Genomic DNA, 15,817 nt, shown 5'->3' on the forward strand with positions numbered 1-15,817 from the left:
CTCCCGACCCCCTCTTGACCCCCCTCCGCAGCCCACCTAGCCTCGGCTGGAAACAGCTGGACAGGCAGGGGTGCGACGATGACGGACCCGTACGACAGACCCCCGGCCGACGCGGCGGACGGTGCCGGCCGCCGGCCCCTTCAAGTGGAGACCCACGGTCTCGACGTCATCGGCGACGCCGAGCGCAAGGGCACGCCCCGCACGCTGTTCTGGCCCTGGTTCGGCGCCAACGTCTCGATCCTCGGCCTGAGTTACGGCGCCTTCGCCCTCGGCTTCGGCATCTCGTTCTGGCAGGCGCTGGCCGCCGGAGCGATCGGCATCGTCTTCTCCTTCCTCCTCTGCGGGTTCGTCGCGGTCGCGGGCAAGCGCGGCTCGGCCCCGACGATGGTGCTCAGCCGCGCCGCGTACGGCGTGCGCGGCAACCGGCTGCCTTCGGTGGTCTCCTGGGTGCTCACCGTCGGCTGGGAGACCGTCCTCATCGCCCTCGCCACCATGGCCACCGCGACCGTCTTCGACCGGCTGGGACCGGGCGGCGGCACCGGGACCGAAGTGGTCGCGCTCGTCGTGGTGGGCGCCCTGACCGTCGGCGGCGGCGTCATGGGCTTCGACCTGATCATGCGGTTGCAGACGCTGATCACCGTGGTCACCGGCGTCCTCACCGTCGTCTACATCGTGCTGGTCGCCGACCACATCCACTGGGACACCGTCCGCGCGATCCCCGCGGGCAGCGCAGAGGAGTTCATCGGCGCCCTCGTCTTCATGATGACCGGCTTCGGCCTCGGCTGGGTCAACGCCGCCGCCGACTACTCCCGTTACCTGCCCCGGAACTCCTCCAGCCGCGGCGTGGTCGCCTGGACCACGTTCGGCTCCTCGCTCGCCCCACTGCTCCTGCTCGTGTTCGGCCTGCTCCTCGCCGGGTCCTCCGAAGGTCTCAGCAAAGCCGTCGCCGCCGACCCCATCGGCGCGCTGACGACGATCCTGCCCACCTGGTTCCTCGCCCCGTTCGCCGTCGTGGCCGTGCTCGGCCTGGTCGGCGGCGCCGTGCTGGACATCTACTCCTCCGGACTCGCCCTGCTCTCCGCCGGGTTGAGGATCCCGCGCTACCTCGCCGCGGGGGTCGACGGCGTTCTCATGCTCGCGGGCTCGGTCTACATCGTCTTCTACGCCGACGACTTCCTCGGCCAGTTCATGGGGTTCCTCACCACACTCGGCGTCCCCATCGCCGCCTGGTGCGGCATCATGCTCGCCGACATCGCCCTGCGCCGCCGCGACTACGACGAGGGCGACCTCTACCGCCCGCGCGGCCGCTACGGCGACGTACCGCCCGCCCCGCTGCTGCTCACGCTCGCGGCCACCGCGGCCGGCTGGGGCCTGGTCACCAACACGGCTGCGGGCTGGCTGAATTGGCAGGGCTATCTGCTCGGTCCGCTCGGTCTCGGCGGCAGGTCCGGCGACTGGGCCTACGCCAACCTCGGAGTGCTGGTCGCGCTCGCCCTCGGCTTCCTCGGCGCCCTCCTCCCCGGGCGGACGCGGGTGCGCGAGCAGGAGACGCGGACGCCGAGCGGGGCCTCGGCCGAGGAGGCCCTGCGCTCGTGACCGAACGCGGACCCGAAGAGTCCGAACGCGGACGCGGATTCGGACCCGAATCCGCAGCCGAATCCGGACCCGAATCCGGACCCACTCCGCTGTCGGCCTCCGCGCATCTGGCCGTCATCGACATGCAGCGTGTCTTCGCCGACTCCGAAAGTCCCTGGGCGACGCCGGACTTCGACCGGGCCGCGGCCGGTGTGCGGCGGCTGCTGCCCGCGTTCGGGGACCGCGTCACGTTCACCCGGTTCCTCGCGCCGAAGGAACCGGCCGGGGCCTGGCGGGCGTACTACGACCGCTGGTCCTTCGCCCGCCGGCCACCGGACGCGGAACTCTGGTCACTGCACGAGGAGTTCGCCGCCACGGCCCATCATGTGCTGGACGCGACGACGTTCGGGAAGTGGACCCCCGAACTGGCCGCTCGCACAGGCCCGGTGGGCCGACTCGTCCTCGCCGGCGTCAGCACCGACTGCTGCGTGCTGTTCACCGCGCTGGCCGCCGCCGACGCCGGGATCGAGGTGCTCGTGGCCGCCGACGCGTGCGCCGCCGGGGACGACGACGCGCACGCCAGGGCGCTCCATCTGCTCGACCTCCACCGGCCGTTGATCCGTGTGGTGACGGTCGACGAACTGCTCGGCGCCGACGCCATCCCGGTCTGACCGGTCGAGGAGGACCGACGATGCCCGCGACACCGCCCCCGCGCCACGTCGCCCTGCTCGGCGGAGGCTTCTCCACCGATCGCGACGGCCTTCTCGACGACTGGGTTCTGGAGCGGGCCCGCAGCGGTCGGCCCAAGGTGTGCTTCCTGGCCACCGCGAGCGGTGACGCGCCCGCCTACGTCGAACTCTTCCGTACGGCGTTCGCCTCCCGGAGCGGGTGCGAGACCTCCGTACTGCCCTTGTTCCAACGGGACTTGGACGACGACGCGCTGCGCGCCCGGCTCCTCGCGCAGGATGTCGTCTACGTCGGCGGCGGCAACACGGCCAATCTGCTCGCCGTCTGGCGGGTGCACGGCGTGGACCGCCTGCTGCGCGAGGCCTACGACCGCGGCACGCTCCTGTGCGGTATCAGCGCGGGCGCCAACTGCTGGGCCGAAGGCTCCCACACGGACTCCTTCGGGCCGCTGACCTTCCTGCCCGACGGGCTGGGGCTGCTGCCGGGCTCGGTCTGCCCGCACTACGACAGCGAGCCGGGCCGCCGTCCCTCCTACCGCGCCGCGGTCGCCGACGGGTCGCTGCCCGCCGGATGGGCGGTCGAGGACGGCGCGGGCGCGCTGTTCACGGACGGTGCGCTCACGGAAGCCGTGAGTCGCGTTCCCGGTGCCGGGGTGTACCGGGTCGAGCCGGACGGTCGGGGCGGCAGCGTGGAACGGGCCCTGGCGGCTCGACTGCTGACCGCTTGAGGGAGGCGGGGCAGGGAGGTAAGGCCCGCCCGTCCCGTCCCCCGCCCCGCCCCGCCCCGCCCCGCCGCGGACGGGCGCACGCGGCCCCGCCTCCCAAGCGGCGGCACATAGCGCCGGCACATAGCGGCGGCACATCTCCGATTTCTTCCGATCATCCGATCTTCCGGTACGGCGGAATGCTCCCGTCCGGTGTGGGTAGGCGTTCGGGACCGCGCCCGTGGACTTGGGGGTACGGGACGGCCACGACCGCCGCGATCAGGGGATTGACCATGAACACACCCGCGAACGACAACACCGCCACACCGGCCCAGCGGGCACTGGACGCGCTCGCCGTGAACACCGAGGACTCGGTGGCGCTGGACACGCTCGCGAGCAGCGACGTCCTGGTGCCCGTCCCCGACGACGCCACCGACGAGGACGTCTCCAACCCGGCCGCCGTGGCCCTGCCCGTGCTGGAACAGCCCAGCGGCGAGCAGGTCGTCCCGGTGTTCACCACCGAGGACGAGATGGTGGAACTGCTGCCCTTCGTCTCCCGATACCGTCTGGTGCCGCTCGGCGCGCTGGCCTCCCAGTGGCCGACCGGCGATCTCGCCCTCACCATCGACGGCAGTTCGTCGCACGGCCTCACGCTCACCTCGGAGGGGGTGCGCACCCTGCTGGTCCGGCCGCACGGCTGAGCCCGCCGCAGGGCTCGTCCGGCCCGCCGCCGAGCCCGCCGCGGGGCCGTCCCGCCCGCCCCGCCGAGCCCAGCGCACCATCACGGCCGTCACACGGTTCACAATGACCCCATGGAATGGATCTCCGGCGTCGCGGGCGGGCTGATCCTGGGCGTGGTCCTGAGCAGCATCCTGCGCACGCTCGTGGTGCCGCGCGGTCTGTACTCCATGCTGGTCTTCCGGTGGTGGTGGGCGCTGCGCAGGGTGCTGCGCCTGGCCGCGCCCTCGGGCCGCTACGAGGCCATCGACCGCGCCCAGACCTGGCTCGCGCCGCTGATGCTCATCGGGATGCTCGCCACCTGGCTCGGCGGCGCGCTGCTCGGCTTCGGACTGCTGCTCTACGCGCTGTCCCCGCTGTCCTGGACGACCGCGTTCCGCGAGGCCGGCTCCAGCATGTTCACCCTGGGCTTCGCCAGCGGCGCCCGGCTGCGGCTGTCCGTGCTGGACTTCGTCGCGGCGGCCACCGGGCCCGTCGTCATCGCCCTCCAGATCGCCTACCTGCCCACCCTCTACGCCGCCTACAACCGGCGCGAGCTGGAGGTCACCCTGCTCCAGTCCCGGGCCGGGGAGCCCGCCTGGGGACCGGAGATCCTCGCCCGGCAGTGGCTGGTCGACACCGAGACGGCGCTGCCCGAGCTGTACCGCTCCTGGGAGCGGCTGGCATCGGACATGGGGGAGAGCCACTCCACCTACCCGGTGCTGCTGGCCTTCCGCTCGCCGCGCCCGTACCGAAGCTGGCTGGTGGGGCTGATCGCCGTCATGGACGCCGCGGCCATGCAGCTCGCGCTCGCGCCGCGCACCGCGCCGCCGGAGGCCCGGCTGGTGCTGCGCGCCGGGTTCACGGCGCTGCGCGACATCGCCCGCTCGGTGCGCGCGGACTTCGACGAGGACCCGGCGCCCGACGCCCCGATCCAGCTGACGTTCGTCGAGTTCGACGCGGCGGTGGCCATGCTGGAGGCGACCGGTTTCCACGCCGAACGCCCCATCAAGGAGGCGTGGCCGCACTTCCACGGCTGGCGGGTCAACTACGAGGCGGTCGCGTACGAGTTGTGCCGCCGCTGCGACGCGGTGCCGGCGCTGTGGACCGGCCCGCGCGACTTCGCGTCGGCACCCGTCGCACCGCGCAGACCGGTGGACCGGCAACCGGGCGCGGACGGGCAACCGGGCGCGGACGGGCAGCCGTAGCGCCGGGTGCGTCGATGTGCGGCGGCCGGACGGTCGTAGCGCGTGCGGGGTGTCCGTGTCCCACGGGCCGAGCGGACGGCCCGCCGCGGCGCCTCCCCGGCTGGATGTCCTACGGCCTGACCTGCGTCAGCATCCGCCCGAGGACCTCCCGTTGCAGCGGAAGCACCTCGGCGTGCAGCTCGCGACCCTTGCGCGTGAGCTCGACCCACACCCCGCGCCGGTCCTCCGCGCACACGGAGCGCTCGACCAGGCCCTCCTTCTCCAGGCGCCCGATCAGCCGGGACAGGGCGCTCTGGCTCAGATGCACACGGCCGACCAGGTTCTGCACACGGCAGTGCTCGCCCTCCCGGTGCGACTCGGTGGCGAGGATGTCGAGCACCTCGAAGTCGCTGGCGCCCAGTCCGTGCGGGTGCAGGACCCGGTCGATCTCGCACATCGTGCGCGCGTGCACGGAAAGGATGTCCCGCCACTGCTCCTCGAGCCGGGAGTCGGCCGTCTTCGCTGCCATACCCGCACGGTAACACCGTCCAGGACCGTCGTTGAGCGTGCAACTAGTGCGGGGGCCGGGGCGAGGGAGACCTCCGGGGGGCCTTCCTTCGCCCCGCGGCCCCACCCGCTCAGGCGCCCGTGTCCTCGAGCAGGCCGATGAAGTTGCCGTCCGCGTCCTTCACGGCGGCGATCAGGCGACCGCCGCCGACGTCCTTGACGTCCTCGTGCAGCTCCGCGCCGGCCTCCACGAGGGCGGCGACCCGCGCGCGGATGTCGTCGACGTGCCAGTACGGCACCGGGCCGGTGAGGCCGGCGGCGTGACCGTTCGGGTTGAGGCCGATGTCGATGCCCGCGTCCTTGAAGCCGACGTAGTACGGCTGGTCCGCGTACGGCTCGGTGCCGAGCAGCGTGGTGAACAGGGCCTTGGCGGCGTTGACGTCCTTGACGGGGTAGATGATCGTCTTGACACCGGCGGTCATGGTTGACTCCTCGGTCGAAGGCTGAAGGCTGAAGGCTGAAGGCTGAGGGCTGAAGGTCGAAGGTGGAAAACGTGGATCCGACGGGCTGCGTCGGTGATCCCACGCTAGGCCGCGGGGCCGTGAATCCGCTTCTTCGATCCTGACCGCTTCCCGGAACCGCCCGCTCGGCCCATCTCGGCGGGCTTCCGCCTCTCGCCCGCCCTCCGGAGCCCGAGTCCCGCCCGCGCCGCCGCCGGCATCACGTCGACTCGCGCCGCACCAGTTCCGTGGGCAGGATCACCGCCGCCGCGTCCTCGCCGCCTATCTGCGCGAGCAGCACCCGGACCATCTCCGCGCTGATGCGGTCCCACGGCTGGCGGATGGTGGTCAGCGACGGGGTGGCCGCGGTCGCCGCGGGGGAGTCGTCGAAGCCCCCGACAGCGATGTCATCGGGCACCCGGCGGCCGGCCCGGCGCAGCGCCGCCAGCACGCCCTGGGCCATCAGGTCGGAGGCGACGAACACCGCGTCCACGTCCGGGGCCTGCGCGAGCAGCCGCTCGCCGCCCGCCTCGCCGCTGGCCCGGCTGTAGTCGCCGGGCACGATCAGCTTCTCGTCCACCTCGATGCCCGCCTCGGCGAGCACCTCCTTGTACCCGGCGAGCCGCTCGACACCGCCGGGGGTGTCGAGCGGGCCGGTGACGACGCCGATGCGCCGGTGGCCGAGCGAGACCAGGTGGCGCACCATGTCCCGGGCGCCGTCCCGGTCGTCCGCGGCCACATAGCTCACCTTGGAGCCGATCCCTATCGGCTTGCCGCACGCGACCAGCGGCACGCCCGCCTCGCGCAGCTCCAGCGCCACCGGGTCCCCGGAGTGGCTGGAGACCAGTAGCACGCCGTCGACGTGCCCGGCGGTGATGTAGCGGGTGATGCGCCGCCGTTCGTCCTCGGTGCCCGCGAGCATCAGCAGCAGCGGGATGTCGTGCGCGGCCAGCGCCTGGGTGCAGCCGCGCAGCAGGACGTTGAAGTTCGGGTCCTCGAAGAACCGTTCCTGGGGCTCCGTGAGCAGGAAGCCCACGGAGTCCGAGCGTCCGGTGATCAGCGAGCGGGCGTGCCGGTTGACGACGTAGCCCGTCTTGCGGATGGCCGCGTTGACGGCCTCCTGGGCGGCCGGGCTGACGTAGTGGCCGCCGTTGAGCACGCGCGAGACGGTGCCCCGTGAGACCCCCGCCTCGCGCGCCACGTCGTGGATCGTCGGCGGTCTGCGCCGGCCCCCCGTTTGGTTCATGGTCACGACTTTACGGCTCCCGACAGCAGATCAAGACTCCAGAAGCGTTGTACGACAAGGAAGAGGGCGATCAGCGGGATCACCGCGAGGAACGCGCCCGTGATCACCAGTGTGTACAGCGCGGGCTGGTTGGATCCCTGGGCGAGCAGCGTGTACAGGCCGAGGGTGAGCGGGAAGCGCTCGTCGTTGCTGAGCATGATGTACGGCAGCAGGAAGTTGTTCCAGACCGCGACGAACTGGAACAGGAACACGGTCACCATGCCGGGGATCATCATCGGCAGGGCGATCCGCGTGAAGATCCGCCACTCGCCCGCGCCGTCCATCCGCGCGGCCTCCACCACGTCGCCGGGGACCGCCGCGGCGGCGTAGATCCGCGCGAGATAGACGCCGTACGGCGACAGGATCTGCGGGAGCAGCACGGACAGGTAGGAGTCCGTGACGTTGGCCTTGGCGAGCAGCAGGTACTGCGGGACCGCGAGGATCACCGGCGGCATGAGGACGCCGGCGAGCAGCACGTTGAAGACGCTCTCGCGGCCGCGGAAGCGGTAGGTGGCGAGGGCGAAGCCGCTGAGGGCGGAGACGCCGGTGGACAGCAGCGCGCCGAGGCCGGCGTAGAGGGCGGAGTTGCCCATCCAGCGCCAGTAGATGCCGTCGCGGTAGGCGCCGAGGTCCTTGAGGTTCTGGGTGAACCCGGTGCCCGGCAGGAAGGTGAACGTCGAGAACAGCTCGTGCCCCGACTTGGTGGAGGCGATCACCACCCAGGCGACCGGCAGCAGCGTGTAGACCGCGCCGAGGACCAGCGTGAGGGTGGGCACGAGCGCGATACGGCGGCGTGGGCGCGGGGCGCGGGCGGTGCCGGAGTCGGCTCCGGCCGCGGGTCCCGCCTCGCGCACGGCGAGCGAACTCATCGGGTTGCCTCCTGCTTGTTGCGGCGGTTCGCGGCGCGCAGGAACCCGAAGGACAGCACGAGCGTGGCGAGGGCGATCAGGACGGCCTCGGCGGCGGCCGCGTAGATGTCACCCTTGCCGAAGGCGTCCTGATACACCTTCATCAGCGGACTCCAGCTGGTGTTGACGGAGTTGGTGAGCGGCTTGAGGGTGGTCGGTTCGCTGAACACCTGGAGCGTCGCGATGATCGAGAAGAAGAAGGTCAGCACCAGCGACGGCGCCACCATCGGGATCTTGATCCGGACGGCGATCTGGAACGGGGTCGCGCCGTCCAGCTTCGCCGCCTCGTACACCTCGGCCGGGATGGCCCGCAGCGAGGTGTAGATGACGATCATGTTGAAGCCGGTGCCGCCCCAGACCGCGATGTTCGCGAGGGCGCCGTACAGGGCGCCGCCGTCGAGCAGGTCGGGCTGCGGCAGGTGCAGCGCGTCGAGGACGTAGTAGAACGGGCTGACGTCGGGCAGGTACAGAAAGCCCCACAGCAGCGCGGCGACGACGCCCGGGACGGCGTACGGCAGGAAGATCGCGAGCCGGCTGAACGACGTGAGGCGGACCCGCTCGGTGTCGAGCATCAGCGCGAACAGCAGGGCGAGGCCCAGCATCAGCGGCACGACGATGCAGCCGTAGCCGAGCACGCGCAGGGCGCCGTCCAGGAGTTCGGGGTCCTTGAGGGCGTCGGTGTAGTTCTCCAGGCCGGCCCAGACCTCGTTGCGCGCGCCGGCGCCGAGCCCGAGGCCGGAGACGTGCACCTTGCGGAAGCTGAGCCAGATCGCGTAGCCGATGGGCAGCGCGAAGAACAGCGCGAACAGGACGGCCGCGGGCACGAGGAAGGCGTACGGCGCGGCGGCCGTGCGGGCGCGGGCGGGGGCGGGGGACCGGCGGGCGTACGGGGCGCGCTCGGCCCCGTACGCCCGCCGCTGGGTGGCGCTGGTCACTGGGAGACCCCGAAGCCCTGCTTCTTGAGGTCGGCGACGGTGGCCTCCTGCATGGTGTCCAGGGCGGCACCGAAGTCCGACTTGTTCTTCGCGGCGGCGCCGAACGCGTCGTTGAAGCTCGCGTAGGCGACGTTGACGTTCGGGCCCCACGCGGACGGCGCGGTGGTCTTCGCTATCTCCGCGGCCTTCGCGTAGAAGTCCGGCTGGTTCGAGAAGTAGTCCGGCGCGGTGGTGAAGGCGCCGGAGGTCTGCGCGGAGGTGGCGGCCGGGTAGATGCCGCTGTCCTTCGCGAGGGCGCTCACCGCGTCGGCGTCGGTGTTGAGCCACGCGGCGAACTTCGCGGCGGCCGACCGGTGCGCGGAGTCGGTGGTGACGGCGGTCGACGAGCCGCCCCAACTGCCGGTGACGTTCTCGGACTTCGACCACTGGGGGAGCGGGGCCATGGCCCACTTGCCCTTGGTGTCGGGGGCGGCCGTGGTGAGCGTGCCCGGCGCCCACACCGCGCTGACCCAAGCGATCTGCTTGCCGGTGTCGAGCGCCTTGTTCCAGGCGGGCGTGTACATCGGCTGGTTGTCGATGACGCCCTCCTTGACGAGGCCGCCCCAGAAGTCGGCGACCTTCTGGGTGGCCGTGTCGTTGATGGCCACCTTCCACTTGTCGCCGGACGTCGTCCACCACTTGGCGCCGGCCTGCTGGGCGAGGCCCGCGAACAGGCCCGAGTCGTTGGCGGAGAACGTGGTGAGGTCCTTGTCGGGAGCGGCCTTCTTGAGCTTGCGGGCCGTCTCGGCGAACTCCTCCCAGGTGGTGGGGACCGTCAGCTTGTACTTCTTGAAGAGGTCCGCGCGGTAGTAGAACATCATCGGCCCGATGTCCTGCGGCACGGCGTAGACCGCGTCGGTGCCGAGCGTGGTCTGCTGCCAGACACCGGACGCGAACTTGCTCTTCGCGTCGCCGACGTCCTTGGAGATGTCGGCGAGCGCGCCGTTGCTCACCAGGGTCGGCAGCGCCTGGTACTCGGCCTGGACGAGGTCCGGCGCCTTCTTCGCCTTGTGCGCGGTGAGGATCTTGGTGACCAGTGAGTCGCCGGACGCCTGCTTCTTGACCGTGACGTGGATCTTGTCCTTCTTGCCCTCGCCCTGGTTCCACAGGTCGACGACCTTGTCCATGCCGGGCGTCCACGTCCAGTACGTCAGCGAGACCGGCCCGGATTCGGCCTTGCTGTCGTCGGACGAGCCGCAGGCGGCGAGTGCGGTGGCGCCGAGGGTGGCGGCGACGGCGGAAGCGGCGACCTTGAAGAGGTGGCGGCGCCTCGGGTTCGGCATGGATCTCTCCCCTGACCTGGGGCCCTCCGCCTTGTGCGGGGGCCCTGCCATGCGTGGACACGAGCTCGCGACAGGAGCTCGACGCGAGCACTGTGTGAGCGCTATGTGAGCGTTCACATGGGCGGGATGCCGACTGGCGTGACACCCTGCCCGGCGTCTGTGAGCGTTCACAGTAGAGAAACATCCCGGACACTTGTCAATGGTTGATGCTGTGCGGTTATGTTGGCCTCGCACCGCCGCCGCTGTGTGTGCACGTTCCCAAATGATCGATTCAACGGGAGAGATCCATGCCGGAGACCACCCCCAAGGGCCTCACCGGGCTCGCCTTCGGTGGGGACTACAACCCCGAGCAGTGGCCGGAGAGCGTGTGGCAGGAGGACGCACGGCTGATGCGGGAGGCCGGCGTCACGATGGTGAGCGTCGGGATCTTCTCCTGGGCGCTGCTCGAACCCGAGCCGGGCCGCCACGACTTCGGCTGGCTGGACCGGGTCCTCGACCTGCTGCACACCTACGGCATCCGCGTCGACCTGGGCACGCCGACCGTGGTTCCGCCCGCCTGGTTCTACCGGGCGCACCCCGACGCGCTGCCGGTGACCGCCGAGGGCGTGCGCCACGAGTTCGGCTCCCGCGGCGCCATCTGCCACAGCAACGTCCACTACCGCGCGGCCGCCGCGGACATCACCACCCGGCTCGCCGAGCGCTACGGCGACCACCCGGCGCTCGCCCTGTGGCACGTCCACAACGAGTACGGCGTCCCCGTCTCCGCCTGCTACTGCGACTCCTGCGCCGCCCACTTCCGCACCTGGCTGGCCCGCACCTACGGCGACGTCGACGCCGTCAACGAGGCCTGGGGCACCGCCTTCTGGGGGCAGCACTACACCGACCTCGGCCAGATCAACCCGCCGCGCGCCACCCCGACGGTGGGCAACCCGGCCCAGGCGCTCGACTACAAGCGGTTCGCCGACGCCACGATCCGCGAGAACTTCACCGCCGAACGCGACATCCTGCACCGCCTGTCGCCGGGCGTCCCGGTCACCACCAACTTCATGACCGCCCTCAGCCAGTGCGACTCCATCGACTACTGGGCCTGGGGCCGCGAGGTCGACCTCGTCACCAACGACCACTACCTGATCACCGACGGCCGCCGCACCCACGTCAACCTCGCGATGGCCGCCGACCTCACCCGCTCCGTCGCCGGCGGCGCGCCCTGGCTGCTGCTCGAACACTCCACCTCGGGCGTCAACTGGCAGCCGCGCAACCCCGCCAAGGCCCCCGGCCAGATGGCCCGCAACTCCCTCGCGCACGTGGCGCGCGGCTCGGACGGCGCCCTGTTCTTCCAGTGGCGGCAGTCCCGGCGCGGCGCCGAGAAGTTCCACTCGGCGATGCTGCCGCACGGCGGCACCGAGACCCGCGTGTGGCGGGAGGTCGTCGGCCTCGGCGCCGCGCTCGACTCCCTGAGCACGGTCCGCTCCACCCGCACCGAGGCCGACGTGGCCGTCCTGTGGGACTGGCACTCCTGGTGGGCCCAGAACCTCCAGTGGCGCCCCAGCGAGGACCACGACCCCCGCGAGCGCGCCGACGCCTTCTACGAGGTGCTCTACGACCGCCACCTCACCGTCGACTTCGCCCACCCGGAAGCCGACTTGTCGAGCTATCCCCTTGTCGTCGTGCCCGCGCTCTACCTCACGACGCAGGCGGCCGGGGACAACCTCAGGCGCTATGTCGAGGGCGGCGGCACGCTCGTGGTGTCGTACTTCTCCGGCATCGTCGACGAGCACGACGCCGTCCACGAGGGCGCCTACCCGGGCGCGCTGCGCGACGTCCTCGGGCTGACCGTCGAGGAGTTCTCACCGCTGCTGGCGGGCGAGCGGGTCCAGGTCACCGGCCCCGACGGCCTCGCACTCACCGGGGACGTCTGGACCGAGTTCGTGGTGGAGCGCGGCGCCGAGACCGTGTGGAGCTACGGCGACGGCCTGACCGCGGGCCGGCCGGCCGTGACCCGGCACCGGCTGGGCGAGGGCACCGCCTGGTACGTGTCCACCCGTCTGGACGCCCACGGCCTGGACGCGGTGATCGGCCGGGCCGCCGAGGACGCGCACATCGCCCCGCGCACCGACCTGCCCCGCGACGTCGAGGTCGTGCGCCGCACCGGCGCCTCGGGCAGCCATCTCTTCGTGATCAACCACACCGCCACCGACGCCAAGGTGCCGCTGGACGCGGCCGGCACCGAGCTGCTGACGGGCGAACGCGCCGCGGGCCGCCTCGCGGTCCCGGCGGGAGCCGTCCGGGTCGTACGACTCGACGGCTGAGCCGACTCCCCTCCGCCCGCGTGCGCCACCCGAGCCGCGGGCGGAGGGGGCCCGCCCCCATCCCCCCGCACCACCCAGGACACGTCGTCGCCCGGCACCTCCAGGGGTGCTTCGGCGTGCCCGCAGCACCCCGGGGGCACCCCCATCCCCATCACGTCGAAGGGACGACGGACGACCATGTTCCATCCCAGACGCACGATCAGACACACCATCAGGGCCCTGCTGCTCCCCCTCCTCGCCGGGCTCGCCCTGACCGCCCTGCCCGCACCCGCCGCCCAGGCCGCGAGCACCCTCACCAACGGCGGCTTCGAGTCCGACGGCGCGGCCGTGGCCGCCCCCAGCGGCTGGACCGAGTCCGGCAGCACCGGCGCCTCCTACACCGAGTCCGGCGGCCACAGCGGCAGTTACCGCCTCACGCACTACTCGTCGGCCGCCTACAAGGTGGAGACGTACCAGACCCTGACCGGGCTCACCAACGGCACCTACACCCTCACCGCCTGGGTCCGCTCCGGCGGCGGGCAGAACTCCGCCTACCTGGCGCTGAAGAACTGCGGGAGCACCGAGCAGCGGACGGATCTGCCGATCTCGTCCAGTGGGTGGATCCGTATCGTCACGCCCATCAATGTGACCGCCAACCAGTGCACGATCAGCGTCTACAGTGACGCGAACGCGGGCAACTGGATCAATGTGGACGACCTGACCTTCACGTCGGGCACCACCAGCACGTCGATCCATGGCGCGGACATCTCCTCCCTCGCCAAGAGCGAGGCCAAGGGCGGCGTCTACAAGACGTCCTCGGGCACGACGGGCGACGCCCTCGCCATCCTGAAGTCCGCCGGGATGAACTACGCCCGGCTCAAGGTCTGGGTGAACCCGGCCGACGGCTACAACGACAAGGCGCACGTCCTCGCCATGGCCAAGCGGATCAAGGCCCAGGGCATGAAGCTGCTCGTCGACTTCCACTACTCCGACACCTGGGCGGACCCCGGCACCCAGACCAAGCCGGCCGCCTGGGCGAACGACTCGTACAGTCAACTCAAGACGGACGTGTACAACCACACGTACGACGTATTGAACGCATTGAAGAGTCAAGGCACCACCGCCGACATGGTCCAGATCGGCAATGAGATCAATGGCGGCATGCTGTGGTCCGACGGCTCCACCGACAACTGGAGCCAACTGGCCGGGCTGCTCAACTCCGGCTACTCCGCGGCCAAGGCGGTCTCCTCCTCCACCGTGGTGGCGCTGCACCTGGCCAAGGGGGGCGACAAGGCGGGCACCGAGTGGTGGTTCGACAACGCCGTGTCCTACGGCATCAAGTTCGACGCGATCGGCCTGTCCTACTACGGCTACTGGCACGGACCGCTGTCCGACTTCCAGACCACCCTGGACGACGCGGCGTCCCGCTACGGCAAGCCGGTCTTCGTCGCGGAGACCGCCTACCCGTTCCGGCTGGACAGTGACGACTCGCTCGTCAACCAGATCGACACCACCGCGGAGCTGGTCTCCGGCTATCCGGCGACCGTGGCCGGCCAGACCAAGTGGATGAACGACGTGGCCTCGATCGTGGAGGCCGTGCCGAACGGCCGCGGCCTCGGGGTCTTCTACTGGGAGGCCACCTGGACCGCGGTGACCGGCAACGGCTGGGACCCGACGGACGCCACCTCGGGCAACGGCTGGGAGAACCAGGCGCTGTTCGGCTTCGACGACAAGGCGCTCACGTCGATGTCCTGGTTCAGCCACCGCTGAGCCGACGGCCGCTCGGTGCGGGGACCGGGTCCGGCGTCCGCCGGGTCCGGTCCCCGGCGGTCGCCGGGCTTGTCCAGCCGGGGGCCCGTCCTCGGCGGTCGCCGGCTTCGCCCCCAGTGGCTGTGGGGCCCGCCCCTATCGCCCGACTGCCGTGTACGCAAGGGCCGTTCGTCCCCTGTCGAAGGGCCTCGGAGCCTTGGACGAGGTGGCCGCACCCGCGGGACAGTGGGGGAGCGCGGTCCGCGGCGCCGGGACGGAGGGACGCGATGCTGGGGACACCCGTCGGCCGGAGGCGGCTGACCATCCTCGAGTGGCTCAAGGACCCGGCCACCCACTTCCCGCCCCAGCCGCCCGGCGACCTTCCTGCCGACGGCGTCACCGCCGGGGCGATCGCCGCGAAGCTCGGGGTGCCCCTCGCCCTCGTCGAGACCGACCTGCGACTCCTCGTCGCCGTGGGCGTGCTACGCGTCCGGCGCATCCGGCGGCGCGCCTACTACCGGCGCGACGAGGTGCGGATCGCCGAGGTCGCGCGGATGTTCGAGAAGGGCTGGTGAGCCCAGCAGCGCGCCGATCACCCGGCGGGCGTGCCCGGCCATCACCGGATGCGAACCCCGGTAGGCCTGCAGCTCCATGAGCGCGACCGACAGGGCCCAGCCCCGCCCCCGTTCCCAGGCGCCGGGGTCGGCGCCGGTGACGGTGCGGAACGTCTCGCGCGCCCGTGGCGGGAGCACGTACCAGGCCGCGATCAGGTCGACGGCGGGGTCGCCCAGGCCCAGGCAGCCGAAGTCGATGACCGCGGCCAGCCGGCCCGCACGCAGCAGGAGATTGCCCGGTTGCAGGTCGGCGTGGATCCACACGGGCGGGCCGGCGTGGGCCGGAGCCCGCAGCGCGGACTCCCACAGCGCGGCCGCGGCGCCGCCGTCGACCTCCGCGCGCAACTCGGCGATCGCGGCGCGGGTCGCGCCGTCCCGCTGGGCCAACGGCTCGCTGCGGTAGGACGCCGGACCGCCGGCCGGATCGGTCCCGTGCAGCGCGCCGACGCACTCCGCGAGATCCCGTGCCAGCGCGGACGCCTGAGGTTCCGTCAGGGAGTCGACGTCGGGCGGGGCGCCGTCCAGCCAGCGGTACACCGACCACGGCCGGGGGAACGCGTCGGTCGGCTCTCCCCGGCCGAGCGGCACGGGCACCGCGACCGGCAGCCGGGGTGCGAGCAGGGGCAGCCACCGGTGCTCCTTCGCCACGTCGGCCGCGGACCCGTCGGTCCGGGGCAGTCGTACGACCATGTCGGGGCCGAGCCGGTACATGGCGTTCGAGGTGCCGGCCGACGGGACCGGTGCAACAGACAGCCCCGCCCAGCGGGGGAACCGGTCGGCGACGAGACGCCGTACGAGAGCGGTGTCGGGCTGCGGGGTGCCGGTGCGCATCGGGCCATC

15 protein-coding genes are annotated in these 15,817 nt (G+C 71.8%); 8 read left to right on the forward strand and 7 right to left on the reverse strand.

Features of this window, described 5'->3' with window-relative positions; genetic code table 11:
* Nucleotides 1-78 precede the first annotated feature (78 nt).
* From WN71_RS38230 to WN71_RS38250, 5 genes are all read left to right on the forward strand, one after another.
* Nucleotides 79-1,596, forward strand: coding sequence for a purine-cytosine permease family protein (locus tag WN71_RS38230; protein ID WP_046585269.1), 1,518 nt, complete (start codon nucleotides 79-81; stop codon nucleotides 1,594-1,596).
* Between the two features lie 122 nt (nucleotides 1,597-1,718).
* Complete coding sequence (locus WN71_RS38235; protein ID WP_079178433.1) at nucleotides 1,719-2,246, forward strand: cysteine hydrolase family protein; 528 nt, start codon at nucleotides 1,719-1,721, stop codon at nucleotides 2,244-2,246.
* Between the two features lie 20 nt (nucleotides 2,247-2,266).
* Nucleotides 2,267-2,989, forward strand: a complete 723-nt coding sequence (locus tag WN71_RS38240) for a Type 1 glutamine amidotransferase-like domain-containing protein (protein WP_046585271.1) — start codon at nucleotides 2,267-2,269, stop codon at nucleotides 2,987-2,989.
* Nucleotides 2,990-3,258: 269 nt separating this feature from the next.
* Nucleotides 3,259-3,666: an SseB family protein gene (locus WN71_RS38245; protein ID WP_046592527.1), complete on the forward strand. Its 408-nt coding sequence runs from the start codon at nucleotides 3,259-3,261 to the stop codon at nucleotides 3,664-3,666.
* Between the two features lie 111 nt (nucleotides 3,667-3,777).
* Nucleotides 3,778-4,890 carry a hypothetical protein gene (locus WN71_RS38250; protein ID WP_046592526.1) on the forward strand — a complete coding sequence of 371 codons (1,113 nt, stop codon included), beginning with the start codon at nucleotides 3,778-3,780 and terminating at the stop codon, nucleotides 4,888-4,890.
* A gap of 109 nt (nucleotides 4,891-4,999) precedes the next feature.
* Here the strand turns inward: WN71_RS38250 and WN71_RS38255 are convergent, their stop codons facing one another.
* The 6 genes from WN71_RS38255 to WN71_RS38280 all read right to left on the reverse strand — a co-directional run bounded on the left by WN71_RS38255 (nucleotide 5,000) and on the right by WN71_RS38280 (nucleotide 10,326).
* Nucleotides 5,000-5,398, reverse strand: a complete 399-nt coding sequence (locus WN71_RS38255) for a MarR family winged helix-turn-helix transcriptional regulator (RefSeq protein WP_046592525.1) — start codon at nucleotides 5,396-5,398, stop codon at nucleotides 5,000-5,002.
* Between the two features lie 109 nt (nucleotides 5,399-5,507).
* The gene (locus WN71_RS38260) at nucleotides 5,508-5,858 is read right to left on the reverse strand and encodes a VOC family protein (protein ID WP_046592524.1); all 351 of its coding nucleotides are present in this window, start codon (nucleotides 5,856-5,858) and stop codon (nucleotides 5,508-5,510) included.
* A 238-nt stretch (nucleotides 5,859-6,096) separates the two neighbouring features.
* A complete protein-coding gene (locus WN71_RS38265) occupies nucleotides 6,097-7,128 on the reverse strand; it encodes a LacI family DNA-binding transcriptional regulator (protein WP_046592523.1) in 1,032 nt (343 codons plus the stop codon).
* On the reverse strand, nucleotides 7,125-8,030 hold the full coding sequence (locus tag WN71_RS38270) for a carbohydrate ABC transporter permease (protein WP_046592522.1): 906 nt from the start codon (nucleotides 8,028-8,030) through the stop codon (nucleotides 7,125-7,127). Before WN71_RS38270 ends, WN71_RS38265 begins: the two co-directional genes overlap by 4 nt.
* On the reverse strand, nucleotides 8,027-9,004 hold the full coding sequence (locus tag WN71_RS38275) for a carbohydrate ABC transporter permease (RefSeq protein WP_079178431.1): 978 nt from the start codon (nucleotides 9,002-9,004) through the stop codon (nucleotides 8,027-8,029). Before WN71_RS38275 ends, WN71_RS38270 begins: the two co-directional genes overlap by 4 nt.
* The gene (locus tag WN71_RS38280) at nucleotides 9,001-10,326 is read right to left on the reverse strand and encodes an extracellular solute-binding protein (protein ID WP_046592311.1); all 1,326 of its coding nucleotides are present in this window, start codon (nucleotides 10,324-10,326) and stop codon (nucleotides 9,001-9,003) included. Before WN71_RS38280 ends, WN71_RS38275 begins: the two co-directional genes overlap by 4 nt.
* Nucleotides 10,327-10,613: 287 nt before the next feature.
* Between WN71_RS38280 and WN71_RS38285 the strand changes: the two genes are divergently transcribed.
* The 3 genes from WN71_RS38285 to WN71_RS40565 all read left to right on the forward strand — a co-directional run bounded on the left by WN71_RS38285 (nucleotide 10,614) and on the right by WN71_RS40565 (nucleotide 14,938).
* Nucleotides 10,614-12,635, forward strand: coding sequence for a beta-galactosidase (locus WN71_RS38285; RefSeq protein WP_046592312.1), 2,022 nt, complete (start codon nucleotides 10,614-10,616; stop codon nucleotides 12,633-12,635).
* A 177-nt stretch (nucleotides 12,636-12,812) separates the two neighbouring features.
* Nucleotides 12,813-14,384, forward strand: coding sequence for a glycosyl hydrolase 53 family protein (locus WN71_RS38290; protein ID WP_046592313.1), 1,572 nt, complete (start codon nucleotides 12,813-12,815; stop codon nucleotides 14,382-14,384).
* A 266-nt stretch (nucleotides 14,385-14,650) separates the two neighbouring features.
* Nucleotides 14,651-14,938 (forward strand): helix-turn-helix domain-containing protein, encoded by a 288-nt coding sequence (locus WN71_RS40565; RefSeq protein ID WP_046592314.1) that lies wholly within the window; start codon nucleotides 14,651-14,653, stop codon nucleotides 14,936-14,938.
* Here WN71_RS40565 and WN71_RS38295 read toward each other — a convergent pair.
* Nucleotides 14,846-15,808 carry an aminoglycoside phosphotransferase family protein gene (locus WN71_RS38295; RefSeq protein WP_063777745.1) on the reverse strand — a complete coding sequence of 321 codons (963 nt, stop codon included), beginning with the start codon at nucleotides 15,806-15,808 and terminating at the stop codon, nucleotides 14,846-14,848. The genes WN71_RS40565 and WN71_RS38295 overlap by 93 nt on opposite strands.
* Nucleotides 15,809-15,817: the final 9 nt, after the last annotated feature.

Origin of the sequence: Streptomyces mangrovisoli, from assembly GCF_000974985.2 — a bacterium.
In the GTDB taxonomy this organism is placed as follows: Bacteria; Actinomycetota; Actinomycetes; order Streptomycetales; family Streptomycetaceae; genus Streptomyces; species Streptomyces mangrovisoli.